The organism is Sphingopyxis sp. PAMC25046, assembly GCF_004795895.1.
Lineage (GTDB): Bacteria > Pseudomonadota > Alphaproteobacteria > Sphingomonadales > Sphingomonadaceae > Sphingopyxis.
Window position 1 is genome coordinate 4,285,345 of sequence record NZ_CP039250.1, and the last position, 25,237, is coordinate 4,310,581.

Below are 25,237 nucleotides of genomic sequence, written 5' to 3' on the forward strand. Positions count from 1 at the left end.
TTGCATCCTCAAAACCCCTGCCAGTCGATCACTTCATCCAGCGGCGCGCGCGGCACCGGCCACTGGTTCACCGCCGCTTCGGTGTCGGCATAGCCGATCGCTAGCCCGGTGAACAAAATCTGTTCGTCACCCAACCCGAGCATGCGGCGGATCGTTGCGCCATACATCGCCCAGCATTCCTGCGGGCAGCTTGCGAGGCCATGTTCGACGAGCAGCAGCATCACCGATTGCAGCCACATCCCCATGTCCGACCATTGCGGCGGCCCCATGATGCGCGAGCAATGGAGAAAAAGCATCACCGGTGCGCCGAACCCCCGGTAATTGTCCATGAACCGAGCGAGTCGTCCCGCCTTGTCCTCGCGCGGGATGCCGAGCGACGCATAAAGCGCCTCGCCGACCCCGAAGCGGCGGTCGGTCCAGGGTTCGGTCAGCGCGCGGGGATAGATATCATATTCGGGCTCATGTCCCTCGCGCCCCATCGCGATCCGGCTCGCGACGGCATCCTTCACCGCCTGCCAGGGTTCGCCGGTGAGTAGCGTCACCTGCCACGGCTGCAGATTGCCGCCCGAGGGCGCGCGCTGCGCCGCCACGAAAATCTCCTCAAGCAGCGCCGGATCGACCGGCCGATCGGTAAAGGCGCGCACCGAACGACGCACGTGGAGGGCCTCGGTAACGCTTATGTCAGTCGCTGGCATATTTATCCTCTCGCCTTTTGCCGAACAGCAGCTTGCGTTCGAGCCGGGCTTTCAATTGCCGGTAATAGGAAAGCAGGAAGACGTCATCCTCTTCGGCGACAGGGCGCCCGATCTTGGCGCGGATCGTATCGGCGACCTCGCGCATCGCGCGCGCATCGCGGCCGCGCAGCACGCGTTCAAGCTCCTGCAGTTCGAAAATGCCATAGACCGCGAGCTCGGCCTCGGTGAACGTCATCGCGCCCCCTGCCGCATCGGTCGCGATATCGGCGTCGAGCTTGACGCGCTGCGCCATCACCACCCACGTGCCCGCGATCAGATCGCCCATCCGCATCCGATCGCGGTTGAAGAACAGGAAGAGACTCAAAGTCAGCGACCAGAGCACGCCCGCGAGAATGATCCACCCCGACACCATATCCTCCGCGGCGCCCGCCCCGAGCATCATAAGCGGCAGGAACAGCTCGAGCTCGCGGATTAGGTTGCGCGCCACAACCGCGTCGGCGGTCAGGCGGCCGCCGTCGCGCGCGACGACGCGGATGCCCATCAGGCGCTTGCCCGGCGTCGCCGCGCGCGAGCCGAGTTCGAACCCGATGAACCAGAAGGTACGCAGCAGGAAGGAACCGAGCAGCCAGATCGCCACCGCGACGTCCGATTGCGAGGCGAGGCCTGCCCACAACACCAGAAGAAAGAAAAGAAGGAGCGCGATCTGGATCAGTATCAGGTCGACAAGCAACGCGCCGAAGCGCAGCCCCGCGCTCGCGATCCTGAGTTCGAGATCGACGCCTTCGGGGGTCACGAATTGGCGAATCTTCTTCGCGCTGGCGGCGCGCTGTTTCGCGTTGGCGAGGGCGGTCATGTCACATCCTCGCGCCGCGGAATGTAATAATAGGCGAGCCAGAAGAGCAGCATCAGCGTGCCCGTCGCATAGCGCAGCATCGTGTCGGTGATCAGCTGACGCCCGAAACCTTCGAGCAGCCCGGCCGCGAACAGCATCAGGATGACGCCGACCATCACCTTGCCCGCGGTGCGCCCCGCCTGCGACGCCGCCTGCAACCGCCCGCGCGCGCCGGGAAAGACGACCGCCGTCCCGATCCGCAGGCCCGCGGCGCCCGACAAGGCGGCGGCGAATAGTTCGGTGGTGCCGTGGATGAAAAGCCAGCCGCCGAAATCGAAGCCAAGCCCCTTGGCGGAAAAGACCGCCATCATCGCGCCGAGCCCGATCCCCTGATAATATTCGAGCATCAGCGTCGGAATGCCGAAGGCGAAGCCGAGCGCGAAGGAGAGGATCGATACCTGGCTGTTATGCGTGAACAAATAGGTCGCGAAGACGTGCAGCCCGCTTTCGCCCTTCTCCGCCGCCTTGCCGTGCCCGAGCGTTGTCTGGAGATATTCGGCGGTCGCGCGCGGGTCGCGCCCGCCCGACATTTCCTCTGGAACGAAGTTGAAATACCATTCGGGATTGCTCGACACGAGCGAGTAGCTGGTCAGCGCGCCGAGCAGGATGACGAGCGCGATGATCAGCGTCTCCTTCCATACCGAGCGCACCGCGGCGGGCCAGTCGTAGAGGAAGAAGCGGCGAAGGCGGTTCCAGCGGCTTTCGCGCACGCCATAGACGAGGAAATAGCCGCGGATCGACAGTGCCTCGAGATGATCGAGCAACGCCCTGTCGAGGCTCGTCGCGCGCGCGATCGACAAGGACGACAGCGTCGCGCGATAGAAGATCGGGAGCTGGAGCAGCTCGTCGCTGGTCAGTGCCTTCGCACCCTTCTTCTCGAGCTTGGTGAGCAGAAGGTCGAAGGCGATCCAGTCGGCCTCGCGCTCGGCGCGGAAACGGCTCGTCGAGAAGCTCGGCGCATCGATGGTCCTTGCGGGGGCGGCGGGCGGGATCACAGGCTGCCCTGTCTTTTGATGCCGAGATAGGCCTCGACCGCGCTCGCCCCCATCGCGTCCGCGGGAACTTCGATGACATCGGCACCGAGGCGCTGGAGCCGCGCGATCACCAGCTGCCGGTCGCGCAGCATCGCTGCAGCGACGTTCGACCGCGTGACGTCGGCGCCGGTCTCGGGCCGCCGCCGCTCCTCGCTCTCGACCTCTTCGTCGCGGATCACGACGAACAGCAGCCGGTGTTTCTGAACGAGCCGCCCCGCTGCGCGAATCATCAGGTCGGCGCTCGTCGCGTCGGTGAATTCGGTGAAGAGAATGATCAGCGAGCGGCGGTTGAGCTGCGCGCTCAGCGTGGTCAGCGCGAGGGTGAAATTGCTCTCGACATGCGCATAGTCGATCAGGCTCGCGGCGCGCTGCAACGCAGGGAAGTCCTGCGTGTGCATATAAGCGGGAGTCAGCGCCTGCGGCTTGGCAGCAAAGGAGAAGAAGCTGATCCGGTCATTCAGCTTGAGCCCCACATAGGCGAGCAGCAGCGCCGCCGACGCCGCGCGGTCGACGCGCGGCATGCCGCCGACGGGCTCGGCCATCGTCCGCCCGCTGTCGATCGCGAGGACGACGCGATTGTCGCGCTCTACGCGATACTCCTTGGCGAGCAGCTTGACGTGGCGCGCCGAGGCGTTCCAGTCGATCGCGCGCCGGTCCATTCCCGGCTGATATTCGGCGAGCGCTTCGAACTCGGTGCCTTCGCCGCGGAAGCGTTGCTGGCGGAGGCCGAACCAGCTGTTGCGCTGGAACAGCCGGCTGCCCTCGTCGGTCACCGCGCGCAAGCTGGGCACGACGTTGATTGCACCGCCGATCTCGAATTTGCGTTGTTTCCAGACGAGCCCGAGCGGCCCCGTCCAGCGGAGCCACAGCGCCTCGACCAGAGCCTGCCCACGCCGAGAGGCGGTGAGCGAGAGTGTGCGGACGAGCACGTCACCCCTGCTCGCGCGGCGCATATCGCCCGCGAGGCGCCCGCCTTCGGCGAGCCTTCCATCGAGCGCGAGCGCGAGTTCTGCGCGCGGCGGGACACCGCGACCGCTCGCGGCCAACGACAGGTCGAAGGGATCGCCGACCCCGATCTGATGCGGGAAACGCGCGTCGAGCGTCAGGTGGCGCGGATTCGCGCCGGCGACGGTGTCGAGGATCAGGCAAGCAAGGATCACGCCGATCCAGCCGGCCGCGACGAGCCAAAGCTCGGGCCGGATCAGCCCGAGCGCGAGCGCCATCGGGGCGCCTGCGAGCAGCATGTAGATCGCGCGGCGGGTGGGGTAGATCACCGCGGGACTTCCTCGCGTTCGAGCAAGGCCGCGACGACCTGCTCGATGCCCCGGCCCTCGATCTCAGCCGCCGCCGACAGGATGACCCGGTGGCGAAGCACGCCCGCGGCGAGGCGCTGGACGTCGTCAGGGATCACATAGTCACGCCCGTCGAGCGCCGCCGCCGCGCACGCCGCGCGCGCGAGCAGGGTCGCGGCGCGCGGGGACGCGCCGCATTCGAGGTCGGCACTCTCGCGCGTCGCGCGGACGAGGCGGACGATATAATCGACGATCTCTTCGGCGAGGCGCACCGCCGCGATCGTATCGATCGCCTCGCCGATCGCCTTCGCATCGGCGACCTGCGTCACCCCGAAATCGCCGACCGCCGGGCTCTTGAAGCGCCCACCATGGTCGGCGACGATGCGACGTTCCTCGTCGGCGTCGGGATAATCGACGACGAGCTTGAACAGGAAGCGGTCGAGCTGCGCTTCGGGCAACGGATAGACGCCCTGCTGTTCGATCGGATTCTGCGTCGCGAGCACGGTGAAGCGCGGGCTCATCGCGTGCGGCTCGCCATTGATCGTCACATGCCGCTCCTGCATCGCCTCGAGCAGCGCGGCCTGCGTTTTCGGCGGCGTGCGGTTGATTTCGTCGGCGAGGAGGAGTTCGGTGAAAATCGGCCCCTTGGTCAGCGTAAAACTCGACGTCTGGAAGTTGAACAGGTTCGACCCCAAAATGTCGCCCGGCATCAGGTCGGGGGTGAACTGGATGCGGCCGAAATCGAGCCCCGTCGCGCGCGCGAACGCCTGCGCGAGCAGCGTCTTCGCGGTTCCTGGCGGACCTTCGAGCAGCACGTGTCCGCCCGCGAGCAGCGCGATCGTCACCATGCGGGTGAGCGGCCCCTGCCCGAAAACGGCCTTGGCGACCTCGCCCTCGATCGCGGCACCGAGCGCCTGAACGCTTTCGACGGGATTAGCTGTCACGGAGTAGGTCCTTCCTGATGTCGTGCAGCGCCTGTGCGTCTGCAAGGAATTCATGCGTGTTGCGCGAAAGCGGCAGCCGCCGCGCGAGCGACGAGAAAAGGTCGCTGCCTTTCCTCAAATGCCGGTCGATCCACGCGTCGGTTTCGGCGTCGTCGAGCCCGGTGGGGGCGTGCAGGCGCCGTGCGATTGCTATGCGCTGGCTCTTCACATAAGCATCGGCGCCGTCGAGTTCACGGCGTGCCTGCTTGATGAGGTCTGCGCTGTTCGCGATCAGCGCCGCCTTCGACACCGGGATCGCGCGGCCGGGCTTCAACGCCGGACCGAAGCGCATCCACGCCTGCCACAGCGCGAGCAGCCCGGCCGCGATCAGGCACAAGGTGATTCCGATGAACGGCGGAACGAAGGCGAAACGCAGCAGCGAACGCTGCCCGCCGAAGCCGTTGAGCGTCAGATCGAAGGCAAGGCCGTCGGCATCGGCATAGTCGGCGATGGCGTCGATCAGCATCGCGCCGCCGACCGCCCGATCGCGCGAGGCGAAGGCGAGATTGTTGATGAGGTCGGGGTCGGCAAGAATGTAGAGATCGCGGTCGCCGACCTGCGCCAGCACCGCCCCGCCGCCCGGCGCGGCGATCAGCTTTTCGAGATTGTCGCCCGAAATCGTCTGCACATTGGTCGGCAGCCAGGCAGTGAAGCTGTGGCCCGCAAGATGCGCGGGCATTTCCTGCGCCTTGCCCGGCGCGGCCTTGATCGCAATCTTGCCGAAATGCCCGGGCGGAAGCATGGCGTCGCGCGGCTTGACCGGAAAGCCGACGCTGACCCAGCCGGGCTTCTCCGTCTGGCCGGGCACCGCCATCGTTTGCCATTTGGGCAGTATGATCAGCGCTGGCGCGCCGATCTGCGCGTCGAGCAGCTCGGCGATCTCGGTCGCGCGGGTGCGATGCGTCGGCGTGATGATCAGCAGCGGCTCATATTCTTCGTAGCGCGTCGTCTCGACCCTCCGCCGCAGTTCGACCTCGGCGCCGGCGCGCTCGGCGAGGTCGACGATCGCGGCATAACCCGGCGCAGCCTTCGACAGCGCGTGGCCGCCGCCGTCATTGCCGCTGCTGAGCTGCGGCCCCAGCGCGATCAGCGCCCAGAGCGCGATGAAGGCGACCACACCGATCGCGACGACGCCCGCAATCAGGCGGGGGTTGAAGCCATGGTCGCTGGCGACGGCCGCGTCGCTCATGCGCGCGCCCAGTTCTTCGGCACCGTCAGCTCGGCATAGGCGACGCGGCATTGCTCCCACGCCGCGGCGTCGATCGATCGTCCGCCGAACAGGCTGATCTCGACCGCACGCGCGATGCGGCTGAACGCGCCGCGCGCGACCGACGGCAGGTCGTGTGCATCGGCAAGGTCGCGCGAGGTCATCGCGGGTTTGACGAGCCCGGGGCGGCGCCCTTCGATATCCTCGACGCTGCGATGGAGGAGCAGATGCACCGCTTCGGCGAAGCGCCCCTCGGCGGCGAGCGCATCGGCCTCGGCGAGCAGCGCGCGCGCGGCGCCGGCCTCCGCCTGCCCGATGGGATCGTCGGCATCCGCGTCGCCGCGCCTGCGGCCAAAGCGCAGATTGTCGACCCACCGCGCAAAGGCGGGGACGAAATGGTAAAGGAGGAACAGCAGGATCAGCGCGATCCCGATCCACATCAGCGGCTTCGCCGCGGGGGCGCTCCACTCGAAAAAATCGCCGATCGCACGCAGCAGCGACTTCAGCCACTCGGGCGTCGGCGGCGGCGGGGGCGGCGGCGGGGGAAAGGCGGTCTGAATCTCGCCGCCCGCGATCGTCTGGCTATAACCCGGATCGACGAGTTCGGGGTCGAGCAGCCACCCCTGAGCCGAGGTGTCGGCCGCAGCCGACGTCTGGGCGATCCACATGGATATCATGTTGAAAAGATGATCTCGCCCCGCTCGCTCATTGCCGATCTTGGTAGCGCGAGCGTGCTCTGCAAGGCAAGAGATGCTTGCGCGCCGAACTGCCCCGTTCTAGCGCGCGGAAAAATCGGCCGGTTCGTTACAATGGAAACTGCCGGCCGCGCGACAGGAGAGACAAGTGGACGCGGCGCAGGCGGTACATGAAAAATTCCTTGGCGCGCTGGCGGGCGGCAGACTGCCCGGCCGCGCCGATGCACCCGACCCCGCCGCGGCCGGCCTGTCGCGCGGCGAGGCCACCGACATTTTCCTGTCGCAGCTGACAAGCCGCCAGATGGACCGACTCTCGCGCCACCTACAGGCGCGCGGCGAAGGTTTCTACACGATCGGCTCGTCGGGGCACGAGGGCAATGCGGCGGTCGCGGCGGCGCTACGCGTCACCGACATGGCGTTCCTCCACTATCGCTCGAACGCGTTTCAGCTCCACCGCGCACGCCAGCTTCCAGGGGGGACGCCGACGTGGGACATGCTGCTGAGCTTCGCGGCGTCGTCGGAGGATCCGATTTCCGGCGGTCGGCACAAGGTGATCGGGTCGAAGCCGCTCGCCATCCCGCCGCAAACCTCGACGATCGCCTCGCATTTGCCGAAAGCGGTCGGCGCCGCCTTCTCGATCGGCATCGCGCGCCGCCTCGGCATGACGGGGCTGCCGCTCCCCGACGATGCGGTCGTGCTCACCAGCTTCGGCGATGCGTCGGCGAACCATTCGACCGCGCAGGGCGCGTTCAATACCGCGGGCTGGGCGGCGTTTCAGGGGTCGCCGATGCCGCTGATCTTCCTTTGCGAGGATAATGGCATCGGCATTTCGACGCGCACGCCGACCGGCTGGATCGAGGCGCAGTTCCGCCATCGCGCGGGGCTCCACTACATCAAATGCGACGGCACCGACCTCGTATCGGCCTATGCTGGCGCCGCCGAGGCGGCCGATTATGCGCGGCGCACCCGCAAGCCCGTGTTCCTCCACATGGGCACCGTCCGCCTCTATGGCCACGCCGGTTCGGACGTGCAGGGCGCCTATCTTCCCAAGGCGCTGATCGAGGCCGACGAGGCGCGCGACCCGCTGCTCGCGGGCGCCGCGCTGATGGCCGAACATGGCTGGATGAGCGCGGCCGAGATCGCCGAAGCCTATGAAGAGATCGGCGCCACGCTCGCGCGGCAGGCCGAAGCGGCGATCCTGCGTCCGAAGATCACGACCACCGCGCATGTGATGGACAGCCTGATCCCGCCGAAGCGCGAAGTCGCGCCGCGCAACACGCCGTCGGACGAGGACCGGGGGGCGATGTTCGGCAGCGATGCGCAGGCGATGGACAAGCCGATGCACATGGCGCGGCTTTTGAGTTGGGCGCTCGCCGACCTGATGCTCGCGCACAAGGAAATCGCCGTGATGGGCGAGGATGTCGGACCGAAAGGCGGTGTCTACAACGTCACCGCGAAGCTCCACCAGCGTTTCGGATCGGCGCGAGTGATCAATACGCTACTCGACGAACAGGCAATCCTCGGGCTGGCGATCGGCATGGCGCACAATGGCTTTATCCCGATGCCCGAGATCCAGTTCCTCGCCTATGTCCACAATGCCGAAGACCAGATACGCGGCGAGGCGGCGACATTGAGCTTCTTCTCGAACGGTCAGTACACCAATCCGATGGTCATCCGCATCGCGGGGCTGGGTTACCAGAAAGGCTTCGGCGGCCATTTCCACAACGACAACAGCCTCGCGGTCTTCCGCGACATCCCCGGCGTCATCCTTGCGGTGCCGTCGAACGGCCGCGACGCGGTCCACATGCTGCGCGAGTGCGTGCGGCTGGCGCGCGAGGAGCAGCGCGTGATCGTCTTCGTCGAACCGATCGCGCTCTACATGACGCGCGACCTCCATGAAGAAGGCGACGGCCTGTGGACCAGCATATACGAGGCGCCGGGCGAAGGTGCGCCGATCCACCTCGGCGACGTCGGCGTCCACGGCGACGGCAGCGACCTCGCGATCGTCACTTACGGCAATGGCTATTATCTCTCGCGGCAGGCCGAGAAACTGCTCGCCGAAGAAGGCGTCAAGGCGCGCGTGATCGACCTCCGCTGGCTCGGACCGGTCGACGAGGCGAAGCTGGTGGCGGCCGTCGGCGCCGCGGAACTCATCCTGATCGTCGACGAATGCCGCATCACCGGCTCGCAGAGCGAGGCGCTGATGGCGACCTTCGTCGAGCGGACTCCCGACAAGAAGCTGGCGCGCATCGCCGCCGACGACAGCTTCATCCCCTTGGGCAAGGCGGCGACGCTAACCTTGCCGAGCCGCGATTCCATCTATGCCGCCGCGAAGGAGCTGCTCGCATGACCGCGCGCAAGACCGCGATCGTCGTCGCCCCCGGCCGCGGTACCTATGGCAAGGGCGAACTCGGCAGCATCGCGCGGTTGCACGGCGCGCCTTTCGGCGCGCTGATCGCGAACTTCGACGCACAGCGCCACGACCGCGGCCAGCCAACGGTAACCGAACTAGACGGCGCCGACCGCTTCAGCGTCGGGGTACATATGCGCGGCGACGTCGCAGCGCCGCTGATCTACACCGCAACCGCGCTCGATTATCTGAGCATCGACCGCGACAAATATGACATCGTCGCGGCGCTCGGCAATTCGATGGGCTGGTACAGCGCGCTCGCGCTCGGCGGTGCGGTGTCGATCGAGGACGGCTTCCGCATATCGAACGCGATGGGGCTCAACAGCCAGACGCACGGTCCCGGAGGGCAGATTTTACTGCAAGTGGCCGACGAGGACTGGCACCCCCTCCCCGGCCTGCGCGACCGTCTGCTCGACCTTGTCGCGGCCATCGCGGCGCGCCCCGGCCACGACCTCGCGCTCTCGATCGACCTCGCAGGCATGCTCGTCCTCGCGGGCAATGAGGAAGGTCTCGCTGCGCTGCTCGCCGAGGCGCCGCCGACCCCCGGCCGCGATCCCTTGCGCCTCGCGGGCCACGGCCCCTTCCACACCCCGCTGATGTTCGGCAGTTCGGAGAAGGCGAAGGCCGAGCTGCCCGTCGCGCTTTTCGGCCGCCCCGACATTCCGATGGTCGACGGCCGCGGCCACATCTGGCGCCGCTTCTCCAGCGACCCCGCCGAGACTTGGGACTATAGTTTCGGCCACCAGATCCTCGCGCCTTATGATTTCGCACGGTCGGTGCAGGTCGCGGTCAAGGAGTATGCGCCCGACGCGATCATCCTGCCCGGCCCCGGCGACACGCTCGGCGGCGCGATCGCGCAATCGCTGATCGGCATCGGCTGGCAGGGCATGACAAGCAAGACTGATTTCATGGCCCGGCAGGCGTCGGACCCGATCCTGCTCTCGATGGGCCGCGCCGAGCAGCGGGGGCTGATTACCGGATAGCGATAGGGCCGGCAGAGAGGAACGTCCCTGCCGGCCCTGTTGTTTGCCCGGGGTCAGGTGGGGTTGACCCCGGGCGGATGAACGGCAGCGCCAATGGGGACCAACTCAAGGGCGGTACACCGTTCATTTTCCTTATAGGCGTTACGCCCGGCACCTGGCCGGGTTCCCGTGCGATCCTGCACCGAAATGGACCCGATCGCCCGGCGCGGCGCGCGCAGATTCGGCGGTGAATTGCAATCGCAGCAGTTCGGCGACATTGCCCGCGCCCGCGCGGCGCATGATATTCGCGCGATGCACTTCGACGGTGCGCGGGCTGAGGTCGAGCCGCCGCGCGATCGCCTTGTTGCCGAGCCCGGCGGCGATCGCATCCAAAATGTCGCGCTCGCGCGGGGTCAGCGCCGCCAGCCGCGCTTCGGCCTCGCGATGCCGCGCTAGCGCGCCTTGGGCCGCGCGCCAGTCGGCAAGCGCCGCGTCGATCGTGCGCCGGACGAGGCAGGGGTCGAGCGGCGCTGGCAACAGATCCCGCGCGCCGCCGCGCAGGATCGTGCGCGATTCGGCGATGCTGAGCCGATCGGCGGCAACGAAGGCGAGGATCGCGGGACGCCCTGCGATCCGTTCGAGCAGCGCGGCGCCGTCGGTTCGCCCCGGCTGGCGCCAGCGAAAAAGCAGCACGCCGGCCAGATCGTCGCCCTCGGCCTCAACCCAGGCGTCCGCGCTGGCAAAGCTGCGAACCACCCGCGCGTGACCTGTTGCAAGCGTGCGAAAACAGGCCGCCCGTTCGATAGGGTCGGGCAGGATCAGATGGATATGGCCCCCGCTTTCGGTCACCGGGCGATGTTGCGCCCCAAGCCACCGGACCGACAGCGTGAAAAAGTCGGCCATGGCGCCATTTCGGCGCGTTTCTATCCGTTTCAAGGATCGCGCCCGCAGGCGGATTTGGTGACCCCTACGGGAATCGAACCCGTGTTTCAGCCGTGAGAGGGCCGCGTCCTGACCGCTAGACGAAGGGGCCTTGGGTCGGAAGTCTTGCCGGAGAAAGGAGCCGACCGCTCCTGAAACCGATGGTGACCCCTACGGGACTCGAACCCGTGTTTTCGCCGTGAAAGGGCGACGTCCTAGACCGCTAGACGAAGGGGCCGTCTGATCGGTGAGCGGGCGCCTTAGACGGGCGTTTGGACGCGGTCAAGCATGGCGACGCCGCCCCCGCGCAAAAATATTGCGCTGCACCGAAGCGGCCCGCCCCTAGTCGGCCCAGGCCGCGTCCTCGAGATGCAATTCGGCGGCGGGGCGGCTGCCCCAGTCGTCCCGTTTTGCGCGGCCCGCGAGCCATAATTTGCGCCCGCGCGCGCGGAGCAAAGCCTGTCCCAGCTCGGTCTCGGCACTACGAAAAGCGATCGCCTTGAAGCGCGCGCCATCGTCGCCCGACACGATCAGGCGGACATGATCGGTGCCGACGATCCCCGATTCGACGATTCGCACCGGGCCGGTCGCGACGCGCGGCGCGGGCCAGCCGGCGCCATAGGGGCCCGCGCTTTCAATCGCATCACACCAGAGCGGCGAAACGCCGCGTGGCGCAAGCACCGCGTCGATCAGTAGCGCCTTGTCGCCGCTCGCGCGCTCGACGTCGGCGGCGAGGCGGTCATTGAGGAACGCGCCAAGCGCATCGACCTTGCCCTTTTCGACGGTCAGCCCCGCCGCCATCGCATGGCCGCCACCCGCAACGAGCAGGCCCGTTTCCTTCGCGGCGAGGATCGCGGCGCCAAGGTCGACGCCCGAAATCGAGCGCCCCGATCCCTTGCCGACGCCCTCCTCGTCGACCGCGATCACGATCGCGGGCCGATGCAATCTTTCCTTGAGGCGCCCGGCTACGATGCCGATGACGCCCGGATGCCAACCCTCGCCCGCGACGATCGCGACGGGTGCGTTGCCGCAAGCGGCGCTCGCTTCGATTGCCTGTTCGAGCACCGCCGCCTCGATCGCGCGGCGTTCTTCGTTCAGCCGGTTGAGCTCGGCTGCGATCTCCGCCGCTTCCTGCGGGTCGCTCGTCGTGAGCAGCCGCACGCCGAGGTCGGACTTGCCGACGCGCCCGCCGGCGTTGATCCGCGGGCCGAGCGCAAAGCCCATGTCGCTTGCGCTCGGCGGCTTGGTGAGCCGCGCCGCGTCCATCAGCGCCGCAAGGCCCGTGTTGCCGCGCCGTGCCATCACCTTCAGCCCCTGCGTCACGAGCGCCCGGTTGAATCCGGTGAGGCGCGCGACGTCGGCGACGGTCCCGAGCGCGACGAGGTCGAGCAGTTCGATCAGCGCGGGCTCGTCACGGTCCACAAAAAAGCCGCGTGCGCGAAGCGTGCGGAGCAGCGCGGCGCCGAGCAGGAAGGCGACCCCGACCGCGGCGAGATTGCCGTGGATCGCCGCATCGGCTTCCTCATCGAGCCGGTTGGGGTTCACGAGGGCAAGGGCATCGGGCAGCGTCGTCGCGCACTGGTGATGGTCGACGACGATCACCTCGACTCCCGCCGCCTTGGCCTCGGCGATCGCATCGAACGCCTGCGCGCCGCAATCGACCGTAACGACCAGCCTCGATCCCGCCTCGCCGATCTTGACGAGCGCGGCGCCCGACGGGCCATAGCCTTCCATCAGGCGGTCGGGGATATAGGCGCCGACGGGGAGGCCGAGCCCGCGCAGCAGCCGCACGAGCAGCGCCGCCGAGGTTGCGCCGTCGACGTCGTAATCGCCGAAGATCGTAACGGCCTCGCGCTTTTCGACCGCGTCGGCGAGCCGTGCCGCGGCGGCATCCATGTCCCGGAAAAGCGAGGGATCGGGCATGAAGCCGCGCAGCGTCGGTACGCGCTGCCGGTCGAGATCGTCGCGCGCAACGCCGCGCGCGAGCAGCAATTGCGTGACGAGATCATCGGGCGCGAGATTTTCGCTGCCCATATCGGCACTCGCCCGCCGCCAATGCCAAGGCTGCCCTGCAATCGAGCGCGTGATTCCGAGCGCCGCATCACTCATCGCCGCGCCCTCGCGGCAAGGATGCGCGTGCGCAACGCCTGTGCCGTCGCAACGGGAATCGCAGGAATCTCGTGTGCCGCGAGCGAGCTGCCGCCCGGCACGCCGAACACCAAGGTCGCGAGGCCCAGCGGGCGCAGGATAAAATCGCTCTTGAGGTCGATGCTCTGCACCGACGCATGCGGGAGCAGCGTCGTCTTGGGCTTCCACATGCCGCGCCGGATCGCCACTTGCTCGCCGAGGTCGGTCCAGCGGTGGAAACGCGCGCCAAACAGCGATCCCGCGCCAAACAGCAGCCCGGCAAGCGGACCGAGCCAGCCGAGCGGCTGGCCGAACGACACCGCGACAAGACCGACCGCCGCTGCGCACACCGCCCCGACTAGACCGCCGAGCGCGACGATGTGATGGCTGCGCTGCCATGCCGCCTCCGCGCCCGGCCGCGCGATCGCGATCTCGTCCAGCACCGGATCGATTTCGGCCAGCTTGCCGAAGGGAACCACTTGATGATCGCGTTCCTTCTCGCCATCGCTCGCAAGGCTTTGCAGACGGAGTTCGTGCCAACCGAAACGTCGGCGCAACCAGCCGGTGACGAGGATCGCCGCTTGCACGCGCTTGACCGGCACCGCGACGTCGGTGCGCGTCGTCAGCCCGCGGGTCCGGCGCAGCGCGCGCGGTTCGCGCGTCAGGCGGAAATCCCAGTTGGCGAAAACCATCATCGCGATCCCGCTCGCGAAACCGATCAGCAAGAGCGACAGCGCCGCGCCGATCCCGGCGACCCAACGATGCGCGAGCAGCCACTGATCGAGGCCATAGCTTTCGGCGATGTCGATCCAGTCCATCGGATTGAAAATGTTGAAATCGAACGGCAGCAGGCCGTCGAAAAACTGCATCGCGGCGCCGACCACTGCGAGCGCGGCGAGCGAGAAGTTGAAAAGCCCAGCGGTCAGCAGCCGCCCCGAATTCATTGCGAAGAGCAGCCGGTCCTCGGGGCCCGGCGCCGCATCGGGCGCGTCGGGCGCGTCGGCCGCGACGACCGCCGCCTCGCCGCTGCGATGCGCGCGGATCGTCGTGCGCAGCGCCTGCGCGGCCTCGAGCGCGATCGCGTTGAGGCTCGCATCATTTTCCTTGCCGCCCGCGCCGGTCTCGAATCCGACCTTGGCGATACCGAGCGCGCGCGCGACCAGTCCCTGCTCGATACTGACGTCCTGAATGCGGTCGAAAGGAATCGTGCGGTGCTGGCGCGCGAAGACGCCGCTTTCGATCACCACCTCGTCGTCGCCGACGAGGAAACGGAAACATAGCCACTGGAACCAGGCGGCGAGCAGCGAGATCAGCAGGAACGCACCGATCGCCGGCACGATCCAGATCCAGTTGCCCGTAAAGCCGAGCGCAGCCACCGCGGGCAGGAAGTTGAGCGATTTCGGCCCGAGCGCGACGACCGCGAGCGCCAACGTCGCGGGGTGCAGCCGCTGCCATCGCGACTCGTCGTCCGGCGCGGCGAGGGCGGCGGTACCGGTCATGCGAAGTCGGTCTGGATATGGCGGCGGATCGTCTCGCGCATCGCCGCCGCGAGATCGCTGGGTAGTCCCGGCAACGTCACCGTGCTGTTGTGCGTGCCCGAGGTGTGGACAATCAGATGCGACAGACCGAACCAGCGTTCGATCGGCCCCTGCCCGACGTCGATATGCTGGACCCGCACGAAGGGCACGATCGTATCGGTGCGGAACAGCCAGCCGCGCGCGACGCGAAGCTGCCCCTCGCCGATCTTGTAGCCCCAGCGCGCCACGCGGCGCGACGGGAAACTGACGATGGTTACGATCGCGATCAGCCACGCCAGCGCGGTGATCAGCCCGTATGGCCCCTCGATATGCCGGATCAGCAGCGCGTCGAAGACGCTCGCGGCGATCGCGAGCGGGATCAGGTTGAGCGCCGTCGCGATACGTAGCACTTTGGCATAGGCCGGATCGACCGGGTGAAGCCCCTCGATGGCGCCCAGCGCCTCGGCGTCAAAAGGGTCGGTCGGATGCGCGGCGGGCGTGTCGGTCATGATCCTCCGTTAGCGTCTTATATGACTATGGCACAACCACATTGAAGCGCGGGTCGGCGGGCGGGTGAAGCCCGAACCACGACAGAAACGCTTGCCGGTCGCCATCGACCTTGATCGCGCCCGACTGGATTAACGCGGGGAATTGCGCGCGGCCCATCATCGCCTCGTCGAGGATCTTGCGGTCGATCGTGATTGTCGCGGTGGGGGCCGGGTCGGTCACGCCGTAGCGCGGGAATTCGACCCCGCCGCCGACGACGACGGCGACGCTTTCCTTGCTGTCGGGCAGGATGAACTGGAAGGTCCCCTTGAGCGCGCTGCCCTTCGCGGCGTCGAAGCGCGTCGCGAGCGCATCGAAGAAAACAGCGGTCGGGATCGCGCTGACGAAACTGCGGCTCTGCCCATTGCTCGTCGCCGCCTCGGCCGCGTTCCCGCGCAGGCTCGCCGCGCCGGCGAGATAGTAATTCCGCCACGCCCCCGATTCGGCCTGATAGCCAAGCTGGTCATAGGCCGAAGCAAGCGTCGCGCGCGCTTCCTTGTTGCCGGGCTCGGCGAAGACGAGCTTGTTCAAAAGCTCGGCCGCCCAGCGGTAATCGCCTGCCTTCAGCGCCGCCCGCCCCGCTGCAAGCAGCTTGTCGGCCCCGCCCGCGAGCGCGACATATTTGGGCGCCGATTGCTCGGGCGGTAGCGGGTTGAAGTTCGCGGGATTGCCATCCCACCAGCCGAAATAGCGTTGATAGGTCGCCTTCATGTCGTGGTTGAGCGTGCCATAATAGCCGCGCGTCGAAAAATCGGCCGCCTGCACCGGCGCCTCGGCGGTCTGGTCTGCGAGTTCGTGCAGCGTCGCGCCGCGGTTCGCGAGAAAGAGCGTGCGGTCGTGGACATAACGATACGCATCGCGCTGGTTCGCGAGCATCGACGACACCTCGCCCGCACCCCATGTCGGCCAATGGTGCGACGCCAGCGCGACCTCAGCCGTTCCGCCCCATTTGAGCAGCATCGCGTCGATCACCTTCGACCAGCGCAGCGCGTCGCGCACCTGCGCGCCGCGCAGGGTCAGGATATTGTGGAGATTGTGGGTCACCACCTCGGTCGTGTGCAGCGCTTTATAGGCGGGGATGTAGAAGGTGAACTCCGACGGCGCCTCGGTGCCGCCCGCGTCGAGGAAGTCGAACGCCAGCCCGTCGATCGTCAGCGTGCCGCCCTGTTCGCCCACTGTCTCGGTCGGTTCCATATAGCCGATCGTTCCCGACGACAGCTTCGGCCCCAGCCCGGTGTCGACTTGGCCCATCGGCCCCGGCGGCACGATCGCGCCGAACATATAAAGCGCGCGTCGCCCCATCGCCCCGCCCGCGAGGACATTTTCGGACGTCGCTTCTTCCGAAAAGCCGTGCGGCGCGATGATGCGGATATTCTCCGCTTTCGTCTGTTCGGCGGTCACGATCCCGCCGACGCCACCGAAATGGTCGCTGTGGCTGTGCGAAAAGATGACCGCCTTGATCGGCCGCTTGCCCGATTTCGCTTCAACCGTATCCGCAAACAATTTCCATCCAGCGGCCGCCGTCTCTTCGGACAAGAGCGGATCGACGACGATCCAGCCGGTCTTGCCGCGGATGATCGTCATCACGGACAGATCATAGCCGCGGATTTGCCAGATGCTGCCCGGCACCACCTCGAACAATCCATGCACCGCATTGAGCCGCGCCTGCCGCCATAGCGACGGGTTGACCGTATCGGGCGCCTGCTTGGCATCGAGGAAGGCATAAGGCCGGCGGTCCCAGACAATCCTGCTGTCGGCGGTCTGGATCAGTCCGCCCGGAATCTCGGCGATCTTGCCGCGCGTCGCATTGGCCTCGTCGCGCGGGTCATCGATCGGCAGCCGCTTTGCAAGGTCGGCTTGAGCGGCGCGGGTCGCCTCGCTCGCGGGGTCCTGCGCGGCAACGGCAAAGGGCAGACCCATGACAAGCAGCAGGGCGGTCAATCGGCGCATCGTCTCTCTCCCCCATATTTCGGGGTAGCTTGCGCCGCGCCCCTCGGCTTGGCAAGCATCGTCGCATGACCGCCACGCCGCACCTCCTGATCGTCTGGCACAGCCGCACCGGCGGAAGCAAGGCGCTCGCCGAAGCCGCGGCCGAAGGTGCCGCTACGGCAGCACAGCTCGTCATCGCGCACGACGTCACACCGGCCCGGTTGGAAGAAGCGGGCGGCTACCTCTTCGTCGGCCCCGAAAATCTCGCCGCGCTGTCGGGCGCGATGAAGGAGATGTTCGATCGCTGCTATTACCCCTGCCTCGGCAAGCTCGAAGGGCGTCCCTATGCGACGATAATCTGCGCGGGGTCCGACGGCGAGAATGCCCAGCGCCAGCTCGACCGCATCGCGACCGGCTGGCGGCTGAAACGCGTCGCCGAGCCGGTGATCGTCAATACGGCGGCGCAAACCCCCGAAGCCATCCTCGCGCCGAAGACCATCGCGCCGGACCGCCTTACCGAAGCGCGCGACATGGGCACCGCGCTTGCGGAAGGGATCGCCGCCGGGATTTTTTGACCCCGGGGCCCCGCAACCGGTCGCGGCATCTTCGGCGCGGGGCGGAGGCCCTTGTCCCCGCCCGTACGCTGCGCCACATCTCGTCCATGCCGCTTCCCGCCCCTTTCACCGACTGGTTCGCCGCGCGCGGGTGGCGGCTCCGGCGGCATCAGGCCGATATGCTCGGCGCGGGAACGCGCGGCGAACATGCGCTGCTCGTCGCGGCGACGGGCGCGGGCAAGACTTTGGCGGGGCTTTTGCCGAGCCTCGTCGATCTCGCGCAAAACCCGTCGGACCGGCTCCACACGCTCTATGTGTCGCCGCTTAAGGCACTCGCGGCCGATGTCGAACGCAACCTCCTCGGCCCGATTGCCGAGATGGAGCTCGACATCAGCGTCGAAAGCCGCAGCGGCGACACAAGTTCGGACAAGAAGGCGCGGCAGCGCAGCCGCCCGCCGAACATATTGCTGACGACGCCCGAATCCCTGTCGCTGCTGCTGTCCTATCCCGACAGCTTCACGATGTTCGCGCACGTAAAGACATTGGTGATCGACGAGATCCACGCCTTTGCACCGGGCAAGCGCGGCGATCTGCTCGGCCTCGCGATGGCGCGGCTGCAGGCGATCGCACCGGGGCTGCGCCGTGTCGGGCTGTCGGCGACGATCGCCGATCCGGTGCAATATGCCGGCTGGCTCGCCCCCGACGCCGACGCCGGCACGGTCACGATCGTCGAAGGCGAAGCGGGCGCCGACCCCGACATCGAGATATTGCTGCCCGAGGGCGCCGTGCCGTGGGCGGGACACTCGGGGCGCTGGGCGGTGCATCAGGTGATGGAGGCGATCGCAAGGAATCGCACGACGATCATCTTCTGCAACACGCGCGGGCTCGCCGAACTGATCTTTCAGGAGCTGTGGAAGGTCAACGACCTGTCGCTCCCGATCGCGATCCACCACGGCAGCCTCGACCGCGAAGCGCGCGAGCGCGCGGAGGCCGCGATGGCCGAGGGACGGCTGCGCGCGCTCGTCGCGACCGCGAGCCTCGACCTCGGGCTCGACTGGGGCGATGTCGACTGCGTGATCCAGATGGGGGCGCCCAAGGGGTCGTCGCGGCTGCTCCAGCGCATCGGCCGCGCCAACCACCGGCTCGACGAACCGAGCCGCGCGCTGATCGTGCCGGGCAACCGCTTCGAATATCTCGAAGCGCAGGCGGCTCTCGATGCCGTCGAAGCGGGCGAGCGCGACGCCGACCGCTTCCGCCCCGGCGCGCTCGACGTGCTCGCGCAGCATGTGATGGCGCTCGCCTGCGCGGCGCCGTTCCGCGAGGACGAACTGCTCGCCGAAATCCGAAGCGCGGCGCCCTATCGGTGGATCGATGCGGAGGTTTTCGCACGGCTGCTCGGTTTCGTGCGCGATGGCGGCTATGCGCTCAAAAGCTATGACCGCTTCCGCCGCCTCGCCCCCGATGGGCCGGGACGCTGGCGGATCGCGCATCCCCGGCTCGCCGCGCAGCACCGGCTCAATGCCGGGATCATCGTCGAGGCGCCGATGGCCGACGTCCGCTTCAAGAACGGCCGGCGGCTCGGCAAGGTCGAGGAATATTTCGCCAGCACGCTGTCGCCGGGCGATACCTTTGCCTTTGCCGGTTTGAGCCTCGAGGTCGAGGCGATCCGCGACACCGACCTGATCGTCCGCGCGACGACGCGCCCCGCGCGCATCCCGAGCTATATGGGGGCGCGGCTCGCGATTTCGACGCGGCTCGCCGACCGGGTGCGCGGCTTCCTTGCCGATCCTGCGAGCTGGCAGCGCTTTCCCGAGGATGTGCGCTTCTGGCTGGAGATGCAGGCGCTGCGCTCGGCGCTGCCGCGGCCGGGCGAACTGCTCGTCGAGACCTTCCCGCACGAAGGGCATCATTATCTCGTCTGCTATCCGTTCGAAGGCTGGAACGCGCACCAGTCGCTCGGCATGCTGATTACCAAGCGGATGGAGCGCGCCGGGCTGCAACCCTTGGGCTTCGTCGCCTCCGACTATGCGATCGCGATCTGGTCGCTGCGGCCCGTGGCACACCCCCAAAATCTGTTCGATGCCGAGATTTTGTCCGACGAATTCGTCGAATGGGTCGAACGGTCGCATCTGCTGAAGCGCGCGTTCCGCGAGGTCGCGGTGATCGGCGGGCTGATCGAGCGCCAGCATCCGGGCAAGCGCAAGACGGGCAAGCAGGTGACCTTTTCGACCGACCTGATCTTCGACGTGCTGCGCAAATACGAACCCGACCATCTGCTGCTCGAGGCCGCGTGGGCCGACGCGCGCGAGCGGCTGACCGACGTCGCGCGGCTGGGCGACCTGCTCGACCGCGCGGCGGGGACGATGCTGCACCGAACGCTCGACCGGATCAGCCCGCTCGCCATCCCCGTGCTGGTGCTGATCGGGCGCGAAAATGTCGCCGCGTCCGATCTCGACGACATGCTGCTCGGCGAACTCGCCGATGCGCTGGCCGAGGAGGCGATGCGCGTTAACCCGCAGGAATGAGACGTCCGGCGCCGCATCGCTTGCCGCAAGGGCTGCACAGGCGTAGACTGGCGCAAAGACAGTTGAGGATGCCAGCGATGACCCGTGCAATCAGGTGGTCCGTCCCATTGGCGCTGCTGCTCGCCGCCCCCGGGCTCACCGCCCCCCCGCTCTCTGGCGCGATGCCGGCGCCAGCCAATCCCGCGCCCGCCCCCGCCGCGGCCCCGACACCGCCCGCCGAACTGGTCGCGCCGCCAGTCACCGTCGTCCCCTTCATCCAGCCCTTCGACCTCGACGCGACGCGGCGCATGGCGGTGCAAGTCATGGTCGGCGGCGAAGGCCCCTTCTCCTTCCTTGTCGATACCGGCGCCGAGCGCACGGTGATCGCACGCGAACTCGCCGCGCGCCTCGAACTCGCCGAAGGAGCGAAACTCAAACTCGCGACGATCGGCGGGTCGGCGGTGGTGCCGAGCTTCCGCGTCGCGGCGCTGCGGATGTCCGACCTGCACCTCGCCACGGTCGATGCCCCCGCCTTTTTCGGCCGCCACATCGGCGCCGCGGGGCTGATCGGGGTTGACATGCTCGAGGAGCGGCGCGTGCTGATCGATTTCCGCAAGGAAACGATGGAGATATTGGAGACGCGCAGGCGCGCGCGCCCGATCATCCGCGACAATGATGCGATCGTCGTCACAGCGCGCAATTCGGCGGGGCGACTGATCCTTTCCGACGCGCGGCTCGACGGCAAACGCATCGACGTCATCGTCGATACCGGCGCGCAGACCAGCGTCGGCAATATCGCGCTGCAAAAGCTGGTCGCGGCGAAGCGCGCGAACCGCTTGCCCTTTCTGCCGACGACGCTGGGCGCGGTGACCGGCGAGGCGGTGCCGGCGGTGCGCACCGCGATCCGCCGCATCGTGATCAACGGCATGGACGTCAATGACCTGCCCGTCAGCTTCGCCGACAGCCAGGCGTTCCGCGCGCTGGGCCTCGTCGAGCGGCCGGCGCTGCTGCTCGGCATGGACAGCCTGTCGCTGTTCGATCGCGTCGAGATCGATTTTCCGAACAAGCGCGTCGTGTTCGACCTGCCCGAACGGGCGAACCGCGACATTGGGCGGCGCTTTGCCGCCAACGGAATCCGCATCGGCGGTTAGGCTTGCGGCGGATCGGCGCCGCCGCCATAGCGATGCCATGTCCGCCACGCCGACCTTTACCTTTGCGGGCCAGCAGTTCGAGATGCTGGCCGACCGGGCGCTGTTCTGGCCGCGCCACGGCGCGCTGATCGTCGCCGACCTGCATCTGGAAAAGGCGAGCTGGTATGCGGCGCTGGGCCAGCCGCTGCCGCCCTATGACAGCCACGACACGCTCGACCGGCTTGCCGCGCTCGCCGCCGAGACCGGCGCGCGTGCGATCTGGTGCCTGGGCGACAGTTTTCACGACCGTCACGCCGCGGCGCGCATCGTGCCGGCGGTGGCCGAGCGATTGGCGCGGCAGGCGGCATCGGCGCGGCTGCTGTGGATCGCGGGCAATCACGACGGCCTCTCCGGGGGCGCGTGGGGCGGCGAAGTCGCCGACGAACTGACCGTCGACGGCATCGTCTTTCGCCATCAAAGCCTGGCGCACGAGACGCGGCCCGAAATCTCGGGACATTTTCACCCCAAATTGCGAATCAACGTTCGCGGCCGGCCGATTTCACGCCCCTGTTTCGCGGGCGACGCGCGGCGGATGATTCTGCCCGCTTTCGGTAGCCTGACCGGCGGCCTGACCGCCGAGGACCCGATCATCGCCGAAAATTTCGATGGCCCCTATGAAGCGATGCTCGTCGCACGTGGTCGCCGCCTCTGCTTCCCCTGCGCCGGCCGGGCGCGCGATGACGCTACGGCAAGCCGCCTCCTTCGGCGGACGGGGAGTTAAGTCCCCTCGAACAGGCGCTTTTCCGCCTGTGACCGAAAAGCATCACTTCTTCAAAAACGACGCAAATGCGCGCCTCCGGCTGGATCGGAGGCGCAATTGAGTTATGCTCCCCCGGCAACAAAAATAATGAAATGTTGAGAGGAGTGCCCGATATGAAATCATCTTCCCTTCGTGCTGCCCGTTTTCTTCGCACCAGCGCGCTCGGCGTCTCGATCGCCATGGCGGCGGTCGCGGCCCCGGCCTTCGCGCAGGACGCACCGCCCGATGCGGCCGCGGATGCCGCGACCGACGACAGCGACGATACGCCGATCATCGTCACCGCGCAGGGGCGTTCGCAGCTCTTGTCCGACGTGCCGGTCGCAATTTCGGCGGTGAGCGCCGAAACGCTGCAGAACAGCGGCGCGAACGACATTCGCCAGCTGAACCAGGTCGCACCCTCGTTGCTCGTCTCGTCGACCGGCTCGGAAGCCAATGGTTCGGCCCGTATCCGCGGCATCGGCACCGTCGGCGACAACCCGGGCCTCGAAAGCTCGGTCCCCGTCTTCATCGACGGCGTCTATCGCTCGCGTTCGGGCATCGGCCTCAACGAACTCGGCGAAATCGACCGCATCGAAGTGCAGCGCGGCCCGCAGGGCACGCTCGGCGGCCGCAACTCGTCGGCGGGCCTGATCAGCATCTATTCGAAAAAGCCCGATTTCCAGTTCGGCGCCACGGGCGAGATCACCTATGGCAATTATGATTACTGGCGGCTCGGCGGCAGCGTCACCGGCCCGATCAGCGACACGCTCGCCGCGCGCCTCGACGGTGTGTGGGTCAAGCGCGACGGCTTTTATAACGACACCGCGAACGACCGCGACGTCAACAACCGCGATCGCTATTTCCTGCGCGGGCAATTGCTGTTCGAGCCGACCGACGCGCTGTCGGTCCGGCTGATCGCCGACTATACCTATCGCAACGAGGAATGCTGCGCCGCGACCTATGTCGGCCCCTCGGTCAACCCCTATATCGGCAACCTCAACAATCCGGGGGTTCCCGCGAGTCCGACGACGAACAATATCGTCCAGGTGCTCGCCGATCTCGGCCAGTCGCTCGACGCCTTCGATCAAGGATACAGCCGCGACATTTCGGTCACGCCCGGACGCAGCTATGCCGGCAAGACGAAGGATTACGGCTTCTCGGGCCAGATCGATTATGATTTCGGCGGCGCGACGCTGACCTCGATCACCGCCTATCGCGAATATCGGTCGAGCCAGGCCGGCGACGTCGATTATGGCACGGTCGACATCCTCTATCGCGCGCCCGACGACGACGCCTATCGCCAGTTCCACACCTTTACGCAGGAATTGCGCCTGCAGGGCGAAGCGTTCGACGGCAAGCTCGACTGGCTCGTCGGCGGATTCTACGCCAATGAAAAGCTGCGCGTGCGCGACAACCTGCGCTTCGGTGAGGATTACGGCCGTTTCGCGACCTGCCGCATCATCTCCGGCGGCGGCCTTGCCGGCCTCTATTCGCCGGCCAGCCCCTTGTGCGTCTTCCCCGGCGTCGGGCCGGCGACGATCGCCGGCGCATCGGGTGCTTCGGGGCCCGACATCCTCGCGGCGTTCAATGCGCTCGACGGGCTCAGCGACCTTGGCAGCATCAACGACGTCTATCGTCAGGATGGCGAGAATTGGGCGTTGTTCACGCACAATATCTTCCACATCACCGACAAGCTCGATTTCACCTTCGGGCTCCGCTACACCAACGACAAGAAGAAATTCTCGGCGAGCTTTACCAACGACAACACGGTCTGCACCACCGTGCAGGGGCTGGTGCTCGACGATCTTTCGAGCACGAACGCCACGGCGCGCGCGCTCGCAGGCGCGCTCATCGGCCTCAGCTGTCAGGGCAATTCGACCGCCGAACTCAATGGTGTGTCGATCAACGACAAGCGGAGCGAGGACGAGTTCACCGGCACGGCGATCCTGTCGTACAAGCCGGTCGACGATTTGATGGTCTATGCGAGCTATTCGCGCGGCTACAAGGCGGGCGGCTTCAACCTCGACCGGTCGGCGCTGAAATCGCCGATCCTGCCCTTCGCGGCGGCAGGCGGGGCGCAGGCGCTGGTCGGCGCGCTGCAGTTCGATCCCGAAACGGTGAACAGCTATGAAATCGGCGCCAAATATTCGACCGGACCGTTCGGCCTCGGCCTGACGCTCTTCCGGTCGGATTTTTCGAGCTTCCAGCTCAACACGTTCAACGGCACCGTCTTCCTCGTTCAGAACATCAACGGCTGCGACAGCGACCTCGCCGGCGGCGACCGCGACCAGAGCAAGTTCACGGGCGCGCCGAACTATAGCGCCGCGGCGGCGGCGACCGGCGCCTGCCCCACCGATGACGTCAGCCACGGCGTCCGGTCGCAGGGCTTCGAACTCGAAGCCTCGCTCGTTCCGGCGCGCAGCTTCCGCATGACCGCGGGGCTGACCTATGCGAAAACCAAATATCGCGGCCAGTTGGTGGGCAATGATTCGGGCGCCCCGCTCGATCAGGCGCTGCGCCTGCTGCCGGGCAGTAATCTGTCGAACGCGCCCGAGCTGGTCGCGACCGGCAGCGTCGCCTGGACCCCCGACATCGGCAGCAGCGGGCTGACCGGTCTCGTCTATATCGATGGACGCATGACCAGCGACTATAACACCGGGTCGGACCTGTTCCCGCAAAAGGGACAGGACGGCTATGCGCTGTTCAATGCCCGTCTCGGCGTGCGCGGTCCCGACGAGAAATGGGGCATCGAGCTGTGGGCGCAGAACATCTTCAACAAGCAATATGCCCAGGTCGCGTTCAACTCACCCTTCCAGGAGGGCGGCACCTCGACCGGCACCGCGTTCGCCGACCCGCAGTATCCGGGCGGTCGCCAGCTGTTCTCGCAGTTCCTCGCCGAACCGCGGACCTATGGCGTGACGCTGCGCGGCAAGTTCTGATCGCGTAATGATCGCATGATGTTCGAGGGGGCGGGGCCGTTGGTCCCGCCCCCTTTTTTGCTCCGGCGAGTCAACCCGTCACATCTGACAGCTGTGACACA

19 protein-coding genes and 2 tRNA genes are annotated in these 25,237 nt (G+C 67.2%); 7 read left to right on the forward strand and 14 right to left on the reverse strand.

Going from position 1 to position 25,237, the window contains the following annotated elements:
- Positions 1–8: 8 nt before the first annotated feature.
- From E5675_RS20275 to E5675_RS20305, 7 genes are read right to left on the reverse strand one after another with little or no spacing between them, the layout of a single operon-like run.
- Positions 9–695 (reverse strand): nitroreductase, encoded by a 687-nt coding sequence (locus E5675_RS20275; RefSeq protein ID WP_136176094.1) that lies wholly within the window; start codon positions 693–695, stop codon positions 9–11.
- Entirely contained in the window at positions 682–1,548 is an 867-nt protein-coding gene (locus tag E5675_RS20280; protein ID WP_136176095.1) for an RDD family protein, read from the reverse strand. The genes E5675_RS20275 and E5675_RS20280 overlap by 14 nt, the downstream gene beginning before the upstream one ends.
- Positions 1,545–2,582, reverse strand: coding sequence for a stage II sporulation protein M (locus tag E5675_RS20285; RefSeq protein WP_247594702.1), 1,038 nt, complete (start codon positions 2,580–2,582; stop codon positions 1,545–1,547). The genes E5675_RS20280 and E5675_RS20285 overlap by 4 nt, the downstream gene beginning before the upstream one ends.
- A complete protein-coding gene (locus E5675_RS20290) occupies positions 2,579–3,895 on the reverse strand; it encodes a DUF58 domain-containing protein (RefSeq protein WP_136176096.1) in 1,317 nt (438 codons plus the stop codon). Before E5675_RS20290 ends, E5675_RS20285 begins: the two co-directional genes overlap by 4 nt.
- Positions 3,892–4,857 carry a MoxR family ATPase gene (locus E5675_RS20295; RefSeq protein WP_136176097.1) on the reverse strand — a complete coding sequence of 322 codons (966 nt, stop codon included), beginning with the start codon at positions 4,855–4,857 and terminating at the stop codon, positions 3,892–3,894. The genes E5675_RS20290 and E5675_RS20295 overlap by 4 nt, the downstream gene beginning before the upstream one ends.
- Positions 4,847–6,085 (reverse strand): DUF4350 domain-containing protein, encoded by a 1,239-nt coding sequence (locus E5675_RS20300; protein WP_136176098.1) that lies wholly within the window; start codon positions 6,083–6,085, stop codon positions 4,847–4,849. The genes E5675_RS20295 and E5675_RS20300 overlap by 11 nt, the downstream gene beginning before the upstream one ends.
- Positions 6,082–6,771 (reverse strand): DUF4129 domain-containing protein, encoded by a 690-nt coding sequence (locus tag E5675_RS20305; protein ID WP_247594703.1) that lies wholly within the window; start codon positions 6,769–6,771, stop codon positions 6,082–6,084. The genes E5675_RS20300 and E5675_RS20305 overlap by 4 nt, the downstream gene beginning before the upstream one ends.
- Positions 6,772–6,946: 175 nt before the next feature.
- On the opposite strand from E5675_RS20305, the gene E5675_RS20310 reads away from it, so the two are divergent.
- Both E5675_RS20310 and E5675_RS20315 read left to right on the forward strand, forming a co-directional pair.
- Positions 6,947–9,148, forward strand: a complete 2,202-nt coding sequence (locus tag E5675_RS20310; RefSeq protein ID WP_136176100.1) for a thiamine pyrophosphate-dependent enzyme — start codon at positions 6,947–6,949, stop codon at positions 9,146–9,148.
- A complete protein-coding gene (locus E5675_RS20315) occupies positions 9,145–10,191 on the forward strand; it encodes an ACP S-malonyltransferase (protein ID WP_136176101.1) in 1,047 nt (348 codons plus the stop codon). The genes E5675_RS20310 and E5675_RS20315 overlap by 4 nt, the downstream gene beginning before the upstream one ends.
- Positions 10,192–10,332: 141 nt before the next feature.
- Here the strand turns inward: E5675_RS20315 and E5675_RS20320 are convergent, their stop codons facing one another.
- The 7 genes from E5675_RS20320 to E5675_RS20345 all read right to left on the reverse strand — a co-directional run bounded on the left by E5675_RS20320 (position 10,333) and on the right by E5675_RS20345 (position 17,231).
- Positions 10,333–11,073 (reverse strand): LuxR C-terminal-related transcriptional regulator, encoded by a 741-nt coding sequence (locus E5675_RS20320; protein ID WP_136176102.1) that lies wholly within the window; start codon positions 11,071–11,073, stop codon positions 10,333–10,335.
- A gap of 55 nt (positions 11,074–11,128) precedes the next feature.
- Positions 11,129–11,203: transfer RNA gene (locus E5675_RS20325), tRNA-Glu, on the reverse strand.
- Positions 11,204–11,253: 50 nt separating this feature from the next.
- Positions 11,254–11,329, reverse strand: a tRNA-Glu gene (locus E5675_RS20330).
- Between the two features lie 104 nt (positions 11,330–11,433).
- On the reverse strand, positions 11,434–13,200 hold the full coding sequence (gene recJ / locus E5675_RS20335; RefSeq protein WP_136176103.1) for a single-stranded-DNA-specific exonuclease RecJ: 1,767 nt from the start codon (positions 13,198–13,200) through the stop codon (positions 11,434–11,436).
- Positions 13,197–14,717 carry a PH domain-containing protein gene (locus E5675_RS20340; protein WP_247594704.1) on the reverse strand — a complete coding sequence of 507 codons (1,521 nt, stop codon included), beginning with the start codon at positions 14,715–14,717 and terminating at the stop codon, positions 13,197–13,199. Before E5675_RS20340 ends, recJ begins: the two co-directional genes overlap by 4 nt.
- On the reverse strand, positions 14,714–15,244 hold the full coding sequence (locus E5675_RS21865) for a PH domain-containing protein (protein ID WP_247594705.1): 531 nt from the start codon (positions 15,242–15,244) through the stop codon (positions 14,714–14,716). Before E5675_RS21865 ends, E5675_RS20340 begins: the two co-directional genes overlap by 4 nt.
- A 25-nt stretch (positions 15,245–15,269) precedes the next feature.
- A complete protein-coding gene (locus E5675_RS20345; protein ID WP_136176104.1) occupies positions 15,270–17,231 on the reverse strand; it encodes an alkyl sulfatase dimerization domain-containing protein in 1,962 nt (653 codons plus the stop codon).
- Positions 17,232–17,296: 65 nt separating this feature from the next.
- Between E5675_RS20345 and E5675_RS20350 the strand changes: the two genes are divergently transcribed.
- From E5675_RS20350 to E5675_RS20370, 5 genes are all read left to right on the forward strand, one after another.
- Complete coding sequence (locus E5675_RS20350; protein WP_136176105.1) at positions 17,297–17,785, forward strand: NAD(P)H-dependent oxidoreductase; 489 nt, start codon at positions 17,297–17,299, stop codon at positions 17,783–17,785.
- 86 nt (positions 17,786–17,871) lie between these two features.
- Complete coding sequence (locus E5675_RS20355) at positions 17,872–20,289, forward strand: ligase-associated DNA damage response DEXH box helicase (protein WP_136176106.1); 2,418 nt, start codon at positions 17,872–17,874, stop codon at positions 20,287–20,289.
- 77 nt (positions 20,290–20,366) lie between these two features.
- Positions 20,367–21,419, forward strand: a complete 1,053-nt coding sequence (locus tag E5675_RS20360; protein ID WP_136176107.1) for a retroviral-like aspartic protease family protein — start codon at positions 20,367–20,369, stop codon at positions 21,417–21,419.
- A 37-nt stretch (positions 21,420–21,456) separates the two neighbouring features.
- Entirely contained in the window at positions 21,457–22,179 is a 723-nt protein-coding gene (gene pdeM / locus E5675_RS20365) for a ligase-associated DNA damage response endonuclease PdeM (protein WP_136176108.1), read from the forward strand.
- Between the two features lie 152 nt (positions 22,180–22,331).
- Entirely contained in the window at positions 22,332–25,136 is a 2,805-nt protein-coding gene (locus tag E5675_RS20370; RefSeq protein ID WP_136176109.1) for a TonB-dependent receptor, read from the forward strand.
- Positions 25,137–25,237 lie beyond the last annotated feature (101 nt).